At 69.1% G+C, this 15,810-nt stretch carries 13 protein-coding genes; 5 read left to right on the top strand and 8 right to left on the bottom strand.

Annotation, left to right across the window (positions count from 1 at the left end):
- Nucleotides 1-8: 8 nt before the first annotated feature.
- The 5 genes from dapD (at nucleotide 9) to IAI58_RS11725 (ending at nucleotide 4,905) form a co-directional block, all read left to right on the top strand.
- A complete protein-coding gene (dapD, locus tag IAI58_RS11745) occupies nucleotides 9-845 on the top strand; it encodes a 2,3,4,5-tetrahydropyridine-2,6-dicarboxylate N-succinyltransferase (RefSeq protein WP_207447548.1) in 837 nt (278 codons plus the stop codon).
- 8 nt (nucleotides 846-853) lie between these two features.
- Nucleotides 854-1,981: a succinyl-diaminopimelate desuccinylase gene (gene dapE, locus IAI58_RS11740; protein WP_207447547.1), complete on the top strand. Its 1,128-nt coding sequence runs from the start codon at nucleotides 854-856 to the stop codon at nucleotides 1,979-1,981.
- Nucleotides 1,982-2,001: 20 nt separating this feature from the next.
- A complete protein-coding gene (locus IAI58_RS11735) occupies nucleotides 2,002-2,556 on the top strand; it encodes a hypothetical protein (protein WP_207447546.1) in 555 nt (184 codons plus the stop codon).
- A gap of 60 nt (nucleotides 2,557-2,616) precedes the next feature.
- On the top strand, nucleotides 2,617-3,315 hold the full coding sequence (locus tag IAI58_RS11730) for a glutathione S-transferase family protein (protein WP_207447545.1): 699 nt from the start codon (nucleotides 2,617-2,619) through the stop codon (nucleotides 3,313-3,315).
- Nucleotides 3,316-3,522: 207 nt separating this feature from the next.
- The gene (locus IAI58_RS11725; protein WP_207447544.1) at nucleotides 3,523-4,905 is read left to right on the top strand and encodes a PleD family two-component system response regulator; all 1,383 of its coding nucleotides are present in this window, start codon (nucleotides 3,523-3,525) and stop codon (nucleotides 4,903-4,905) included.
- Nucleotides 4,906-4,997: 92 nt separating this feature from the next.
- Here the strand turns inward: IAI58_RS11725 and rpmG are convergent, their stop codons facing one another.
- The 8 genes from rpmG to IAI58_RS11685 form a co-directional block, all read right to left on the bottom strand.
- Nucleotides 4,998-5,165, bottom strand: a complete 168-nt coding sequence (rpmG, locus tag IAI58_RS11720; protein WP_207447543.1) for a 50S ribosomal protein L33 — start codon at nucleotides 5,163-5,165, stop codon at nucleotides 4,998-5,000.
- A 164-nt stretch (nucleotides 5,166-5,329) separates the two neighbouring features.
- Nucleotides 5,330-6,850 carry a S41 family peptidase gene (locus tag IAI58_RS11715; protein WP_207447542.1) on the bottom strand — a complete coding sequence of 507 codons (1,521 nt, stop codon included), beginning with the start codon at nucleotides 6,848-6,850 and terminating at the stop codon, nucleotides 5,330-5,332.
- Between the two features lie 44 nt (nucleotides 6,851-6,894).
- On the bottom strand, nucleotides 6,895-9,009 hold the full coding sequence (gene rnr / locus IAI58_RS11710; RefSeq protein WP_207447540.1) for a ribonuclease R: 2,115 nt from the start codon (nucleotides 9,007-9,009) through the stop codon (nucleotides 6,895-6,897).
- 32 nt (nucleotides 9,010-9,041) lie between these two features.
- A complete protein-coding gene (topA, locus tag IAI58_RS11705) occupies nucleotides 9,042-11,771 on the bottom strand; it encodes a type I DNA topoisomerase (protein WP_207447538.1) in 2,730 nt (909 codons plus the stop codon).
- 63 nt (nucleotides 11,772-11,834) lie between these two features.
- Nucleotides 11,835-12,932 (bottom strand): DNA-processing protein DprA, encoded by a 1,098-nt coding sequence (gene dprA / locus IAI58_RS11700; RefSeq protein ID WP_207447537.1) that lies wholly within the window; start codon nucleotides 12,930-12,932, stop codon nucleotides 11,835-11,837.
- Complete coding sequence (gene plsY, locus IAI58_RS11695; RefSeq protein ID WP_207447535.1) at nucleotides 12,929-13,516, bottom strand: glycerol-3-phosphate 1-O-acyltransferase PlsY; 588 nt, start codon at nucleotides 13,514-13,516, stop codon at nucleotides 12,929-12,931. The genes dprA and plsY overlap by 4 nt, the downstream gene beginning before the upstream one ends.
- Nucleotides 13,513-14,796 carry a dihydroorotase gene (locus IAI58_RS11690; protein ID WP_207447533.1) on the bottom strand — a complete coding sequence of 428 codons (1,284 nt, stop codon included), beginning with the start codon at nucleotides 14,794-14,796 and terminating at the stop codon, nucleotides 13,513-13,515. Before IAI58_RS11690 ends, plsY begins: the two co-directional genes overlap by 4 nt.
- Complete coding sequence (locus IAI58_RS11685; RefSeq protein ID WP_207447531.1) at nucleotides 14,793-15,737, bottom strand: aspartate carbamoyltransferase catalytic subunit; 945 nt, start codon at nucleotides 15,735-15,737, stop codon at nucleotides 14,793-14,795. Before IAI58_RS11685 ends, IAI58_RS11690 begins: the two co-directional genes overlap by 4 nt.
- Between the last annotated feature and the right edge of the window lie 73 nt (nucleotides 15,738-15,810).

Below are 15,810 nucleotides of genomic sequence, written 5' to 3'. Positions count from 1 at the left end.
GCATTCGCATGGACCTCGCCAGCCTCTCCTCCACCATCGAGGGCCTCTGGGCTCGCCGCGCCGAGATCTCTCCCGCGACCCAGGGCGCGGACCGTGAGGCGATCGAGGCGGCGCTGGAACTGCTGGATTCCGGCAAGGCCCGCGTGGCGGAGCCTGACGGGCAGGGTGGCTGGAAAGTTAACCAGTGGCTGAAGCAGGCTGTTCTGCTGTCCTTCCGCCTGGAAGACAGCGCGCCGATGGATGTCGGCCTCGGTGCCTATGACAAGGTTCCGCTGAAGTTCAAGGACTGGGGCGAGAACCGCTTCAAGGAAGCCGGCTTCCGCGCCGTGCCGGGTGCCGTGGTGCGCCGCTCCGCCTATATCGCGAAGGGCGTGGTGCTGATGCCGTCCTTCGTGAATCTCGGCGCCTTCGTCGACGAGAACACGATGGTCGATACCTGGGCCACCATCGGTTCCTGCGCCCAGATCGGCAAGAACTGCCACATCTCCGGCGGCGCCGGCATTGGCGGCGTGCTGGAGCCGCTGCAGGCCAACCCGGTCGTCATCGGTGACAACTGCTTCGTCGGTGCCCGCTCCGAGGTGGCCGAGGGCGTGATCGTGGGCGAGGGCAGCGTGCTCTCCATGGGCGTCTTCCTTGGCGCCTCCACCAGGATCGTCGACCGCGCGACGGGTGAGGTCTTCATCGGCCATGTGCCGCCCTATTCCGTGGTGGTGCCGGGCAGCCTGCCGGGCAAGCCGCTGCCGGACGGCACGCCGGGCCCCAGCCTCTATTGCGCGGTGATCGTGAAGCGGGTGGACGCGCAGACCCGCAGCAAGACCAGCATCAACGAACTGCTGCGGGACTGATCCTTCGCATGGACCCTTTGCCGCTCCTCCAGGACCTCATTCGCTGCCCGAGCGTGACCCCCGCCGATGCGGGAGCCATGGCGGTGCTGGAGGCGGCATTGGAGCCGCTCGGCTTCACCTGCACCCGCCTGCGTTTCGGCGAGACCGAGAATCTCTTCGCGCGCCGCGGGACGCAGGCCCCGCATCTCTGCTTCGCCGGCCATACCGACGTCGTGCCGCCGGGCGACGTCAGCGGCTGGACCGCCGATCCCTTTGGGGCGGAGGTGCGGGACGGAATCGTCTATGGCCGTGGCGCGGTGGACATGAAGGGTGGCATCGCCGCCTGGATCGCCGCCGTCGCCTCGCTGCCGCGGGACCTGCCCGGCAGCCTCTCCCTGCTGATCACCGGCGATGAGGAAGGCCCGGCCACCGACGGCACCGTGCGGGTGCTGGAGTGGATGCAGGCGAATGGCCAGGTGCCGGATATGTGCATCGTGGGCGAGCCGACCAGCAAGGCGCGGCTGGGCGATACCATCAAGATCGGCCGGCGCGGCAGCATGAATGTCGCCATCGCGCTGCACGGCGTGCAGGGCCACAGCGCTTATCCGCAGCGCGCCGACAATCCGATCCATCGCCTCGTGCGCGTCCTGCACAGCCTGACGGCCGAGCCGCTGGACCAGGGCAGCCAATGGTTCGAGCCCTCGACGTTGCAGGTTACCAGCTTCGATGTCGGCAACCCCGCCACCAACGTCATCCCGCCGGTGGCGCGGGCGCGGCTGAACATCCGCTTCAACGACCTGCATAGCAGTGCTTCCCTGACGCAGCGCATCCGCGACGTGCTGGAAGGCGAGGGGGCTCGCTACGAGCTGGATGTTTCCTGCTCCGGCGAATCCTTCCTGACGCAACCTGGCGACTTCGTCGCGGCCCTGCAGGCGGCGACCCGGCGGGTGGCGGGGATCGAGCCGGTGCTGGATACCGGCGGCGGCACCTCGGATGCCCGCTTCATAGCCAGTTACTGCCCAGTCGCCGAACTGGGCGCCGTGGGCACCACCATGCACAAGGCCGATGAATCGACGGGGGTGGAGGAACTGCGCTCGCTCGCCCGCCTCTATGCCGCCGTTATCTCGGCGCTGTTGCCAGCGCAGGTTTCCGCCTGATCCCGCCCCTGCCCAGCGCGGTGCAACGTGCCGAGTTGCGGGCCGGCCTGCGCGGCGCGCTGATGCTGGCGCGCGGCCGGGCGGAAGGCATCATGCTGATGCCGCTTTCGGCCGCGGGTGCCGGCCGCTCCTTCTGGGCGGCAGTGTTCTGCCTGCCCATTTTCCTGTTGCTGCGCGTCGTGCTGAGCGACGTGCCGCTCTCCAGCCGTGGCCTGCTGGCGGAGCTTTGCGGCTTCACGGTGGGGTGGGCCGGCTATGCCCTGGCCTCGCTGCCCATGGCGCTTGCGGCAGGCCGTGGGGCACTCTGGCCGCGCTTCCTGGCCGCCTGGAACTGGGCCAGCTTCGTGCAGTACGGCGTGATCCTTCTGCTGGCCCTGCTGGCCGGCCTTGGCCTGCCGGGTTGGCTGGTGCAGGGCATGGAACTGGCCGGGCTGGGCTATGCGCTGTGGCTGCAGTGGTTCGCGACGGCGCTGGCGCTGCAGATCAGCGGCGCCCGGGCGGCCGGCTTCGTCCTGTTGGACCTTGTCCTGGGGATGGTGATGTCCGGCTTCGTCTCGGACATCGCCGGCCGGTAGATCCGGCTTGCAGCGGGGGCCGCCGATACCATCTGCTTTCGGAGCAGATGGAGGTGGAGCATGACTATCGAGGTTTGGAGCTGGCCGACCCCGAACGGCCACAAGGTGCATATCGCGCTGGAGGAACTGGGGCTCCCCTACCGCGTCGTGCCGGTGGATATCGGCAAGGGCGAGCAGTTCAGGCCGGAGTTCCTGGCCATCACGCCCAATCATCGTATCCCCGCCATTGTTGACCCGGCGGGGCCGGGAGGCCAGCGCCTGCAGCTTTTCGAGAGCGGCGCGATCCTGATCTACCTCGCCGAGAAGGCGGGCCGACTGATCCCGGCGAACCCCGAGGCACGCTACGCCTGCCTGCAATGGCTGATGTTCCAGATGGGCGGCGTGGGGCCGATGTTCGGCCAGTACAACCACTTCGCGGCCTATGCGCCGGAGAAGATTCCCTATGCCATCGAGCGCTATGGCAATGAGGTGAAGCGCCTGCACCGCGTGCTGGAGAAGCGCCTGTCCGAGAGTCCATACCTGGCCGGCGACGAGTATTCGATCGCGGACATCGCGACCTTCCCCTGGGTCCGCAACCCGGACCGCCGGGGCATCGATCTGGCCGATTATCCCGCGGTCAAGCGCTGGCACGATGTGATCGAAGCCCGCCCGGCGGTGCAGCGTGGCGTGGCCGTCCTGTCGGAGAGTCAGCGGCAAGGGCCGATGAGTGAAGCGGAGCGCGAGCAGCTTTTCGGGAAAACGCAGTTCCAACCCCGTTAAGCCCTAGTCCGAAGGCTGCGGATACTAGTCGCGGAGGCCGGATGCTGCCAAACATTGTTGGCAGGTCGAACTCAGCTTGCCGCTGGCGGTCCCATCCGCCGCGCCGCTATCCTCGTCCGGACACGGGGGGGAGTGGCTGCCCTGTGACCTGCTTGGTGGGGGACTTCCGGTCCCCCGTCGACTTCCTTCGGCGGAGGAGCCGGCGGCATGACTGCGCGTATCCTGGTGGTGGACGATATCGCCGCTAACCTGCGTCTGCTGGAAGCACGGCTGAACGCCGAATATTACGAGGTCATGTTGGCCTCCTCCGGGCCGGAGGCACTGGCGCGTGCGGCCGACTGGATGCCGGACGTCATCCTGCTGGACGTCATGATGCCCGGCATGGACGGCTACGAAGTCTGCCGCCGCCTGAAGGCCAATCCCGATACCGCGCATATCCCGGTGGTCATGATCACCGCCCTGGTCGACCCGGCCGAGCGCGTACGGGGGCTGGAGGCCGGGGCCGACGACTTTCTGTCCAAGCCGGTTGACCACGAGGCCCTCTTCGCCCGGCTGCGGGCCCTGCTCCGTGTGAAGCAGGTGCTCGACGCCTTCCGCCTACGGGCCGAGACGGCGCGGGACCTTGGCTTCACGCCACAGCCGCAGCCTTCGGCCAGTCTGGTGGGAGCTGAGGCGCTGCTGGCGACGGAGGATGTCAACGAGGCGGAACTGCTGGCCAGCGTATTGTCCGGAGACGGCATCAATATCCGTCTTGCCCCCGATTCCGCGGCCGCCTGGACCATGCTGGCGGAGGGCTCCTTCGATCTGGCTCTGCTCAGCCTCTCACTGGATGGCGGCACCGGGTTGCGACTGGCATCCCGCCTGCGGGCCCAGGCCGCCACACGCGATCTTCCGGTGCTGCTGATTGCCGACGCCGATCAGCGGGACCTGGTCCTGCGCGGCTTCGACCTGGGTGCCAATGAACATGTGCTGCGTCCGGTGGACCCGAATGAGTTGCGGGCGCGGGCCCGCAACCAGATCCGCCGCAAGCGCTACCAGGAACGACTGCAGTCTGAGCTGACCCAGTCGCTGGAACTGGCTGTGACGGACGGGCTGACGGGCCTCCGCAACCGCCGCTATATCACCCGGCATCTGGAAGGGCTGCTGCGTGCCGGCAGCGTGGCCCTGCTGATGCTGGATGTCGACCGCTTCAAGACGGTCAACGACACCTATGGCCATGCGGCCGGCGACCGGGTGCTGCAGGATGTGACGCAGCGCATGCGCCAGCATCTGCGGGCCGTGGATGTGATGGCCCGTTTCGGGGGCGAGGAATTTGTCGTCGCCATGGCCGGCGCCGGCGAGGAAGAGGCGTTGCAGGTGGCTGAGCGGCTTCGTGGCTGCCTGCTGGAAAGCCCTGTGCGGCTGGAACCGCAGAACAGCCTTGAGATCACCGCCAGCATCGGGGTGGCGATCAGCCGGCCCGGGGATACGCCGGATGACCTGACCTCGGCCGCCGATGCCGCGCTCTACCGCGCCAAAGCCAATGGCCGGAACCGTGTGGAGCTTGCCCGGCAGGAGGATTGGCGCCGCCGCAGCGCCGGGGTGGTCTGACGCAGCCGCCTATCCACGCGGAAAAGGCCATACCCTCGGGGGTATGGCCTTTCTCCGGCACGATCCTGTCCGCCCTGGGGCGGGCGGCGTGCTTACTTGATCTTGCCTTCGCGGAAGACGACGTGCTTGCGCGCGACGGGGTCGTACTTCTTGAACTCCAGCTTGTTCGTCGTCGAGCGAGTGTTCTTCTTCGTCACGTAGAAGTACCCGGTGTCGGCGGTGCTGACGAGCTTGATCAGGATGGTATTGGACTTGGCCATGACTATCTTCCGTGGTCGCCCCGGCGGGGGGGTCGGTCTTGCGACGCGGTCTGCGCTGCTCTAGGCCGGGCGATACGGAACCGCATTCCCGGGTACCATGAGGTCGCGGAAACTACCCCGCTGGCCGCAGCAGTCAAGCACATCCTGGCATCGAACCCGATTTTTCAGCGCGATAGCGCTGTGAGATAGAGTCGCGGATGCTCGATCAGCGCCTTCGCCACCTCCGAATCCAGTTCCCGCTCCTCCGCCGGGGGGCAGGTGGCGCGCAGAGCGGCGACTTCGCTGGCCGGCACCGGCGCCCGCGCGGCGCGCAGCCGGGCCAGCACCACCTGGCGGGGCGCCTGGCCGGCGCCGAGTTGCGCCAGCTCACTCCGTGCCGCCTCCAGCCCCAGGCTGGTGCAGATGTCCGGCTGCACGCCCAGGCCCTGCACGGGCCAGCCCAGTGGCGCCAGCACACGCGACCAGGAGATCAGCACCTCCGCCCCATTGGGGAGGGGGACGACGACCTGGATCAGGCCCTTGCCCAGGGTTGAGCTGCCGACCACCACGGCGCGGCTCCGGTCCGATAGCGCCGACGCCACGATCTCGGCCGAGGAGGCCGTGCGGCCATCGACCAGCACCACCACCGGCCGGTCCTGCGCGAGGTCGGTGCCAGCGGCGTTCCAGGAGCGCACCGAAGCGGCGTGGCGGCCCAGGCTGCTGGCCACCGGGCCGTTGATCAGGAAGGCATCGGCCGCGCTGATGGCCTGGGAGAGGATGCCGCCGCGGTTGCCACGCAGGTCCAGCACGATGCCGACCGGCGGCTGCGGGGAGGCGAAGGCGTTGTTCAGTGCCTCCGTCAGCGCCTCGCTGGTGTTGGAGGAGAAAGCGGAGAGCCGAAGCCAGAGGATGCCGCCCTGCTGCTCCGCCCGCACGGTCGCAGCCGCCCGCGTGCTCCGCAGTAGCGTGACGGAGAAGCGCTGCCCACCCCGGCGCAATACCAGCGTCACGTCGCTGCCGGGGAGGCCCTCCAGCAACTCAGCGGCATCCAGGATCCGCCGGGCGGAGACGGTGTAGCCGTCGATGGAGAGTAGCTGGTCGCCCTCCCGCAGCCCGGCCTGGGCCGCCGGGCCGTCCAGGATCAGGGCCGCGATGACGACACTGCCGCGCCGGCCCGCGGCCAGCCGCAGGCCGAGCGAGGACTGGCCCACACGCCGTTCCCGCGCCTGCAAGGCCTCCTGGGAGGTCACGTAGCGGCTGTACGGGTCGAGATGGTTGAACAGCTCATCGAAGCCTGCCTGGAGCACCCGCTCCACACCGGCGCGTTGCAACAGGGGCGAGGCGGCCCAGGCAGCGGCATAGAAACGCGTCAGTGTCGCCGCCAGGATCTCGCCCTGGTCGGCCTGCCTGCCCCGGCCGGCCGGTGGTTCGGGGGGCAGGGAAGGCGGCACCGGCAGCTCGGCCAGCAACTGATCGTCGATCGTCAGCCGGATCATCCCGCCCCGCGCCTCGGTGCTGAGGCGGGTATCCACCGCGCCCAGGCCGCGCAGCGACCACAAGGCCATGTCGCCGGGTGCGGCGGTTTCCAGATGGCGTTCGATGATGGCCTCGAAGGCCTGTTGCAGCACCGGCAGCACGGCTGGACGGGGAAAGGCGGCTTCCTGCGCCCGGCCGGGCGCCGCCAGCAGGGTCAGCAGAAGCGCCATGGCCAGCCGCAAGGCCAGGCGGCGGGTCAGGCGCGGCCGGGCCGCTACCGCTTCCTCGCGCCGCGTGGCGGCACGCCCTGAAGGATGTGGAAGACCAGGCCGCCGGTCAGCGGCGCTGCCTCGGCCAGACGGGCCTCGACGGCCTGTCCCAGGCTGAAAGCCAGCCGCGTGTTGCGGCCGGAGAGCCGGCGTTCGGCCTCCTCGTAAATCCATCGATCGTCCGGCAGGGATGATAATGGCACGATTCCGCTCGCGCCATTCTCCTCCACGGTGACGAAGAGACCGAACCGTGTCACCCCCGAAATGCGCGCAGCGAATATGCTGCCAGTGCGTGTCGCCATAAAGCCGGTCAGATACCGGTCCACCGCATCACGCTCGGCCGCCGCCGCTCGGCGCTCGGCGCGGGTGATCCGCTCGCCGAGGGCGGCGAATTCGGCGCTGCCGGCCTGCGGAATAGTCTCCGGCCCCAGCTTCAAACCGGCGATCAGCGCACGATGCACCAGCAGATCGGCATAGCGGCGGATCGGGCTGGTGAAATGGGCATAGCGTGGCAGCGCCAGGCCGAAATGGCCGATATTCTCGGGGCTGTATTCAGCCTGTGACTGTCCACGCAGCACCGCCTCATGGATCAGCCGCGCTTCCGGTAGATCCTTGGTGCGCTCCAGCAGCTCGGCGAAATGGCGGGGGCGCAGCTCGCCGGCGGCAGGCAGATCCAGGTCGAAACTGTCGAGGAACTGGCGCAACCCCTCCAGCTTCTCGTCCGATGGCCGGTCATGCACGCGGTACATGCAGGGCTGGCCTGTCGTCTCCAGCGTCTCCGCCGCGCAGACATTCGCGGCGACCATGAATTCCTCGATCAGGCGATGCGAGTCGAGCCGGGCACGGGGCACCACGTCCTGCACCTGACCGTCCTCGTCCAGCATGACGCGGCGCTCGGGCAGGTCGAGATCCAGCGTGCCGCGCTGCTCCCGCGCTGCCAGCAAGGCCTCATAGGCACCGAAGAGCGGCGACAGGATCTCCGGCATCTCGCCGCGCGCACGGGCTTCCTGCACCTGTTCATAGGTCAGCCGCGCGGCGGAGCGCATGAGCCCGCGGCCGAAGCGATGCGCGGTCTTGTAGCCGCCCGCGTCGATCTGCATCTCAACGAACAGGCAGCCACGGTTCTCGCCGGGCTTCAGGCTACACCATCCGTTGGAGATTGCCTCCGGCAGCATCGGTACGACGCGGTCGGGGAAGTAGACGCTGTTGCCGCGCAGCCGCGCCTCGTCGTCCAGCGCATTGCCGGCGCGCACGTAATGCGCGACATCGGCGATGGCGACGATGACGCGCCAGCCGCTGCCCTGTGCTTCTGCCCAGACAGCGTCGTCGAAATCCCGCGCATCCTCGCCATCGATGGTGACGAGGGGGAGGGCCCGCAGATCCTCCCGCCCCTGCAGGTCCACCGGACCCGCGGCCTCGGCCTCGGCCAGCGCCTGGGAGGGGAAGGTATCGGGAATGCCGTGCTGGTGGATGCAGATCAGTGAGACGGCACGGGGCGAATCCATCCGCCCCAGCCGCTCCACCACGCGCACGGGCCGCAGCCCGGCGCCGAAATGAGTGATAGGCTCGGCCAGCACCAGCTCGTCCGCATCGGCCCCGCCATCCTCACCGGCGGGGATCGACCATTCGGATTTCTGGCGCTTGTCGACCGGCACCAGCCGGTTGCCCTGAACGATGCCGAGAACCCGCACGGGTCCGCCGCCGCCCAGGCGCTTGAAGGTGCGGCCATCGTATTTGTCGCCGCCCATCGGGCGCAGCCGGGCCAGCACGCGCTCCCCCGGCGCCAGGGCCGGCTGCCCCGGGCGTTCCGGGCGCATATAGACCAGCGGGGGGCGGCCCTGGCCTTCCCAGTCCACCGGACGGGCCAGCGGGTCGCCATCGGGGTCGATGCCGAAGACCTCGACCACCGCGATCTCCGGCAGCTTCTGCGCGTCCCGCGCGCGGCGGCGGCCGGAGCGGGCGACGACACCCTCCGCCTCCAGTTGCCGCAGCAACTCGCGCAGTGCCGGGCGTTGTTCTACCGAGAGGCCGAAGTGACGGACGATGTCGCTCTTGCCGACATCGCCCGGCGCCTCACGCAGGAAGCGGCGAAGCTGCTCCCGCGTCGGCAGCGGCGCCATGCCGCTGCCTTCGTCCCGGTCCGGGGCCCCGCTCAGGCCTTCACCTTTTCACGCTTGGCCGCGGGCGCCTTCTTGGCGGCAGGCTTCTTTGTGACGGGCTTCTTCGTGGCCGTGGTCTTGGCCTTCGATGCCGGCTTGCGGGCGGCGGGCGCCTTCTTCGGCTTCTCCGCAGCATCCCCGGCCGGGGTGGCGGCCGCCTTCCTGGCCGGAGCCTTCTTGGCCGCCGCGCCCTTCTTGCCACGGGGCGGCAGCTTCTTGCCCTTCTCGGCCAGCAGCGCCACGGCCTGATCGAGGGTGATCTCCTCCATCGTCATGTCGCGCGGCAGGCTGGCCACCATGCCGGCATGCTGGGCGAAGGGGCCGAAGCGTCCCTTCTTCACCTCGACCGGCTCCCCATCCTTGGGATGGGGGCCGAGCGAGCGCACCCGGGCAGCGGCATCCGCCAGCAGGGAAACGGCGCGGTTGATGCCGATCGAGAGGACGTCGTCATCCTTGTCGAGCGACTTGAAGATGCTGCCCATCTTCACATAGGGCCCGAAGCGGCCGATGGCGGCGGTGATCTCGTCGCCGGTCTCGGGGTGCAGGCCGATCACGCGGGGCAGGGAGAGCAGCGCCAGGCCACGCTCCAGCGTCAGCGTCTCCGGGTCCATGCCGCGCGCCAGGCTGGTGCGCTTCGGCTTGATGGCCTTGCCCTTCTGGTCGGTGCCGCCTTCGCCAAGCTGCACATAGACCCCATAGGGGCCACGCCGCAGCGTCACGTCCTGCCCGGTCACGGGGTCCACGCCCAGCTCACGCACGCCGCCCGCCAGCCCTCCGCCCTCCGCGTCACCCTCGGCGCCCGGCACGGCCAGGGGCCGGGTATAGCGGCATTCCGGGTAGTTGGAGCAGCCGATGAAGGCGCCGTTGCGGCCGAGGCGCAGCCCCAGTCTGCCATTGGAGCAGCTCGGGCAGGCACGCGGGTCGCCCCCATCTGCGGGAGTGGGGAAGAAGTGCGGGCCCAGCTCCTCGTCCAGCGCATCGATGACCGCGCTGATCGTCAGGTCCTTGGTAGCGGCGACGGCGGCGTTGAATTCCTCCCAGAAGGCACGCATCACCGCGCGCCAGTCGGCCCGGCCGCCGGAGATGTCGTCCAGCTGCTCCTCAAGCCCGGCCGTGAAATGGGGGTCGACGTAACGCTCGAAGAAGGACACGAGGAAGCTGGTGACCAGCCGCCCGCGGTCCTCCGGCATGAAGCGGCGCTTGTCCAGCTTCACATAGTCGCGGTCCTGCAACGTCTGCAGGATGGAGGCATAGGTGGAGGGGCGGCCGATGCCGAGCTCCTCCATCTTCTTCACCAGCGAGGCCTCGGAATAGCGTGGCGGCGGCTGGGTGAAATGCTGGTCGGCCTGCGCGGCGCCAAGCTTCGCCGGGTCGTCCTGGCGCATCGGCGGCAGCGTACGGCCTTCCTCGTCATCGCCGGCCGCGTCGTCCACGTCTTCCCGATACAGCTTCAGGAAGCCGTCGAAGGCGATGACGCTGCCGGTGGCGCGCAGCTTCACCTGCCCGGATTTGTCGGCAACATCCACCGCCGTCTGGTCCAGCTCGGCTGACTGCATCTGGCTGGCGACGGCACGCTTCCAGACCAGCTCGTAGAGGCGGCGCTGCTCAACGGTGAGAAAGCGCGCCACCTGTTCCGGCGTGCGGCCCACATCGGTCGGGCGGACGGCTTCATGCGCTTCCTGGGCGTTCTTGGCCTTGGAGGAATACTCGCGCGGCGCCGCGGGGATGTATTCGGCGCCGAACGCGTCCTTCACATGATCGCGGATGGCGAACATCGCCTCCCGCGCCATCTGCACGCCGTCGGTCCGCATGTACGTGATCAGGCCGACCGTCTCGCCCTGAATGTCCACGCCCTCGTAGAGCTGCTGTGCCAGGCGCATCGTCTGCTGCGCGCCGAAGCCCAGCTTGCGCGAGGATTCCTGCTGCAGCGTGGAGGTGGTGAAGGGCGGCGGCGGATTGCGGCGGACGCGCTTCTTCTCGACGCTGGCGATGCTGAAGGCGCCGGCCTCGACGGCGGCCTTGGCGCGCATGGCGCTGGCCTCGTCCGGCAGGTCGAACTGATCCAGCCGCTTGCCGCCCAGATGCGTCAGCCGCGCCGTGAAGGGCGCGCCGTTGACGGTCAGGAACTTGCCCTCGACCGTCCAGTATTCGCGCGGCCTGAAGGCCTCGATCTCAGCCTCGCGCTCGCAGATCAGGCGCAGCGCGACGGATTGCACGCGCCCGGCGGAGCGGCTGCCGGGCAGCTTGCGCCAGAGCACGGGGGAGAGGGTGAAGCCCACCAGGTAATCCAGCGCACGCCGCGCCAGATAGGCCTCGATCAGCGGCGTATCGAGGTCACGCGGATGTTCCAGCGCATATTGCACGGCCCGCTTGGTGATCTCGTTGAAGGTGATCCGATGGACCTCGATCCCCTTCAGCGCGCCTTTCTGCCGCAGCATCTCCTGCACATGCCAGGAGATGGCCTCGCCCTCGCGATCCGGGTCGGTGGCCAGGAAGAGGCGCGTCGCCCCTTTCAGAGCCTTGGCGATGGCCGCCACCTGCTTCTCGCCCCGGTCCTCGGAGGACCAGTCCATGGCGAAATCTTCCTCGGGCCGCACGCTGCCATCCTTGGGCGGCAGGTCGCGCACATGGCCGAAGCTGGCCAGGACTGTGAAGTCATGGCCCAGGTATTTGTTAATGGTCTTCGCCTTGGCCGGCGATTCGACGACGACGACGTCGGTCATGGCAGGTGTCGCGTGCTCTCTCTGGCCACAATGGGGGCGGGCCGGACCCAGGCGGGAACGTACTCAGTCACTGCGAACAACACGGTTGCCGGCAAGGGTTTCAATCCGCCCTTCCAGCTCCAAATCCAGCAGGAGACCCTGCACCGCAGCAGTCGAGAGGTGGCAGCGCCGAAGCAACTCGTCAACAGCGACCGGGCTGTTTCCTATTAAATCAAGGAGATGGGCGGCGTCGCCTTCAGTGACTGGAAGCTGGGCGGGCGGTTTTTGGGCCGGTGCCGCCGGTTTGAGACGGAACAGAGGCGCCTCGCGCGGGGATTCCGGCAGGTGTTCCAGCACATCCTCGGCTCGGCCGGTCAGATGCGCGCCTTGGCGGATGAGCTCGTTGGAGCCCGCGCAGCGGGGGTCCAGCGGGCTGCCTGGCACGGCGAAGACCTCGCGGCCGGCTTCCAGCGCCAACCGCGCCGTCATCAGCGTGCCGGAGCGCCAGGCGGCTTCCACCACCACCACGCCAAGGCTGAGGCCGGCGATAATGCGGTTCCGTCGTGGAAAGTGCCGGGCGATGGGGGCGGTGCCGAGTGGCGCCTCGGCCACCAGGGCACCGCCTTCCGCGAGGTTCGACTGCAATTCGGCGTGTTCAAGCGGATAGGCGATATCGATGCCGCCCGGCACGACGCCGACGCTGCGGCCGCGGCGAAGCGCCCCCTGATGCGCGGCACCATCGATGCCGCGCGCGAGGCCGGAGGTGATAACGATCCCCTCGGCCGCCAGAGCCTCGGCCAGCCCTTCCGCCACGCGACGGCCGAGGGCCGAGGCGTTGCGGGCCCCGACCACGGCCACCTGGCGCGCGTGCAGGCAGCCGATGTCGCCGATCGCCGCCAGCATTGGCGGCGCATCTTCCAGAAGTGCCAGCAGCGGCGGGTAATCCGCCTCGCCCCAGACCAGGAAACGGCCACCCATGCCTTCCAGCCGGTCCAGTTCACGTTCCGCCTCCCCCTGCGGAAACGGGGTGAAGGGCGCGGCACGGCGCGCCGCATGGCGTGGCAGCGCATCCAGCGCGGCCGAGGCGCTGTCGTATTGCGCCAGCAGGCGACGCCAGGTGAGGGGGCCGATGCCCTCGGTGCGCGTCAGCCTCAGGAGCGCGAGGGTCTCCGCCCGCGTCACTTGCCTTTGCCGATCCTCGGCTCGGTGCCGGCCAGCAGGCGACGGATATTGTCCTGGTGGCGCCAGATCACCACCAGCGCCACCACCAGGGCGAAGCCGGCCAGCCGCAGATCACCCGAGAGCAGCGCGATGGCCGGTGCCGCCAGGCACGCGGTGAGCGCTGAGGCGGAGGAGATGCGGGTCACCTTGGCCATGGCGAACCAGATCACGGCGCAGAGCAGGCCGATCCACCAGGATGCCGCCAGCAGCACGCCCGCGCCGGTCGCCACGCCCTTGCCGCCCTGGAAGCGAAGCCAGACGGGGAAAACATGCCCCAGCAGCGCGCCGATGCCCGCTGCCAGCCCGGCATCCCGGCCCCAGAGGGCGCCCAGCACCAGGACAGGCACGGCGCCTTTCAGCGCATCCAGGACCAGGGTCCCGGCCGCCACCTTCTTGTTGCCGGTGCGCAGCACATTGGTGGCGCCGATATTGCCGCTGCCGATGCTGCGGATGTCGCCCAGCCCGGCCGCGCGCGTCAGCAACAGCCCATAGGGCACGGAGCCGGAAAGATAGCCGATGGCGGCCGCCAGAAGCAGTGCGTTCATCCGAAGACCCGCCGCCCGGCCTTCCATGTGCCGAGCACGCGGCCCTCGAGCGGCCGGCCGTCGAATGGCGAATTCTGGGCCTTGCCCGGCAGCTTGCCGGCCTCGACCTTCCAGCCGCGTTCCAGATCGAAGAGCACGAGATCGGCCGGTGCGCCGCGGCTCAGGCGGCCGGTCTCCAAACCGAGCAGCTCGGCCGGCTTCTGCGTCAGCAGGGCCAGGGCCTGGGTCAGGCTGAGGTCGCCGCCGTGGACGCGGGCCAGGGTCACGCCGAGCAGCGTGGCGAGGCCGGCGCCACCGGCCTCGGCCTGGGCGAAGGGAAGGCGCTTGTCATCGGCGTCGCGGGGCTGGTGGTCCGAGGCGACGGCGTCGATGGTGCCGTCCTTCAGCGCCGCCACCACGGCTAGCCGGTCTTCCTCCCGCCGCAGCGGGGGGGAGAGCTTGGCATAGGTGCGGAAGTCGCCGATGGCGGTCTCGTTCAGGTCGAAATAGGGGGGCGCGGTATCGCAGGTAACGCGCAGCCCCTCAGCTTTCGCCTGCCGGATCAGGTCCAGCGCCGCGCCGGTGGAGACATGGGCGAAATGCACATGACCTCCGGTGATCCGGGCCAGCGCGATGTCCCGTGCCACCAGCATGGCCTCGGCCGCAGCGGGAATGCCAGGCAGGCCCATGCGGGTGGCCATCTCCCCTTCCGTGGCCACACCGCCGCGGGCGAGGTCCGGCTCCTCCGGGTGCTGCACCACGAAGGTGCCGAAGGCGCGGGCGTAGGAGAGCGCCAGCCGCATGGTGCGGGCGCTGCCGATGGCGTGGGTGCCATCGGTGAAAGCAATCGCTCCGGCCTCCCGCAGCAGGCCGAACTCCGAGAGTTCCTTGCCGGCGCAACCCTTGGTGGCGGCGCCGTAAGGCAGAACGGACAGGCTGCCGCCGGCTTCGCCCCGCCGCCAGACGAATTGCAGCAGGGCCGGATCGTCCAGCGGCGTCTGGGTATCTGGCAGGGCGCAGAGCGTGGTGATGCCGCCCGCCGCCGCCGCTTCCGCCGCACTGTCGATGGTTTCGCGATACTCGCTGCCGGGCTCGCCCAGGCTGGCCCGCAGGTCGATCAGGCCGGGCGCCAGTACGGCGCCGCCACAATCGACGATGGCCGCGGCATCGGGCACGCCGAGGGAGCCGCCGTGGTCGGCGATGACGCCCCGGCTGACCAGCAGGCTGCCCGTCGCATCAAGGCCCGAGGCCGGGTCGACCAGCCGGGCATTGGTGAAGAGAATATCCGGGGAGGGCATCATGGCCGGGCGTTCCGCCGCAGGTTGCGGGATAGGATGTCGAGCACCGCCATGCGGACGGCCACGCCCATTTCCACCTGTTCGCCGATGACACTGCGCGTGGGGTCGTCGGCCACGGCGCTGTCGATCTCGACACCGCGGTTCATCGGGCCCGGGTGCATGACGATGGCATCAGGCTTCGCGACCGCCAGCTTGGCGTTGTCCAGCCCGAAGAAGCGGAAATACTCGCGCGCCGAGGGGACCAGGCCACCGGCCATGCGCTCCTTCTGCAGGCGCAGCATCATGACCACGTCGGCGTCCCGCAGGCCCGACTTCATGTCGTGGAAAACCTCCACGCCCATGCGCTCCACCTCCGAGGGCAGGAGGGTCGGCGGGCCGACCACGCGGACCCGGCAGTTCATGGCGGAGAGCAGGTGGATGTTGCTGCGCGCCACCCGGCTGTGCAGCACGTCGCCGCAGATGGCGACGATCAGGTTCTCCAGCGCGCCCTTGCGGCGGCGGATGGTCAGGGCGTCCAGCAGCGCCTGGGTCGGGTGCTCATGCGTGCCATCCCCGGCATTGATGACGGCGGCCTCCACCTTCTGGCTCAGCAGTGCCGGCGCGCCGGACTGGGCGTGGCGCACCACCAGCAGGTCGCAGTTCATGGCGTTCAGGGTGGAGGCCGTATCCAGCAGCGTCTCGCCCTTGTTCACGCTGGACTGGCTGACGGACATGTTGATGACATCCGCGCCCAGGCGCTTGCCGGCCAGCTCGAAGCTGGTGCGGGTTCGGGTGCTGTCCTCGAAGAAGAGGTTGATCAGGGTCCGGCCCTTCAGCAGATCCCGCTGCGTCTTTCCGCTGCGGTTCAACAGGGCATAGGATTCGGCCAGATCCAGCAGATCGGCGATGTAGGGCGGCTCCAACCCTTGCAGGGCCAGGAGATGCCGGTGCGGATAAGCGACCATGGCGGGAATTCAGTCCGGCTAGAGGCGCGCGACCATAACGGCGGTGCAGGCCCGCCGGAAGGCCCCTGGAGCG

The organism is Roseomonas marmotae (genome assembly GCF_017654485.1).
GTDB lineage: Bacteria > Pseudomonadota > Alphaproteobacteria > Acetobacterales > Acetobacteraceae > Pseudoroseomonas > Pseudoroseomonas marmotae.
The sequence above is the reverse complement of the archived record's forward strand: the minus strand, read 5'-3'. Positions and strand labels throughout refer to the sequence as shown.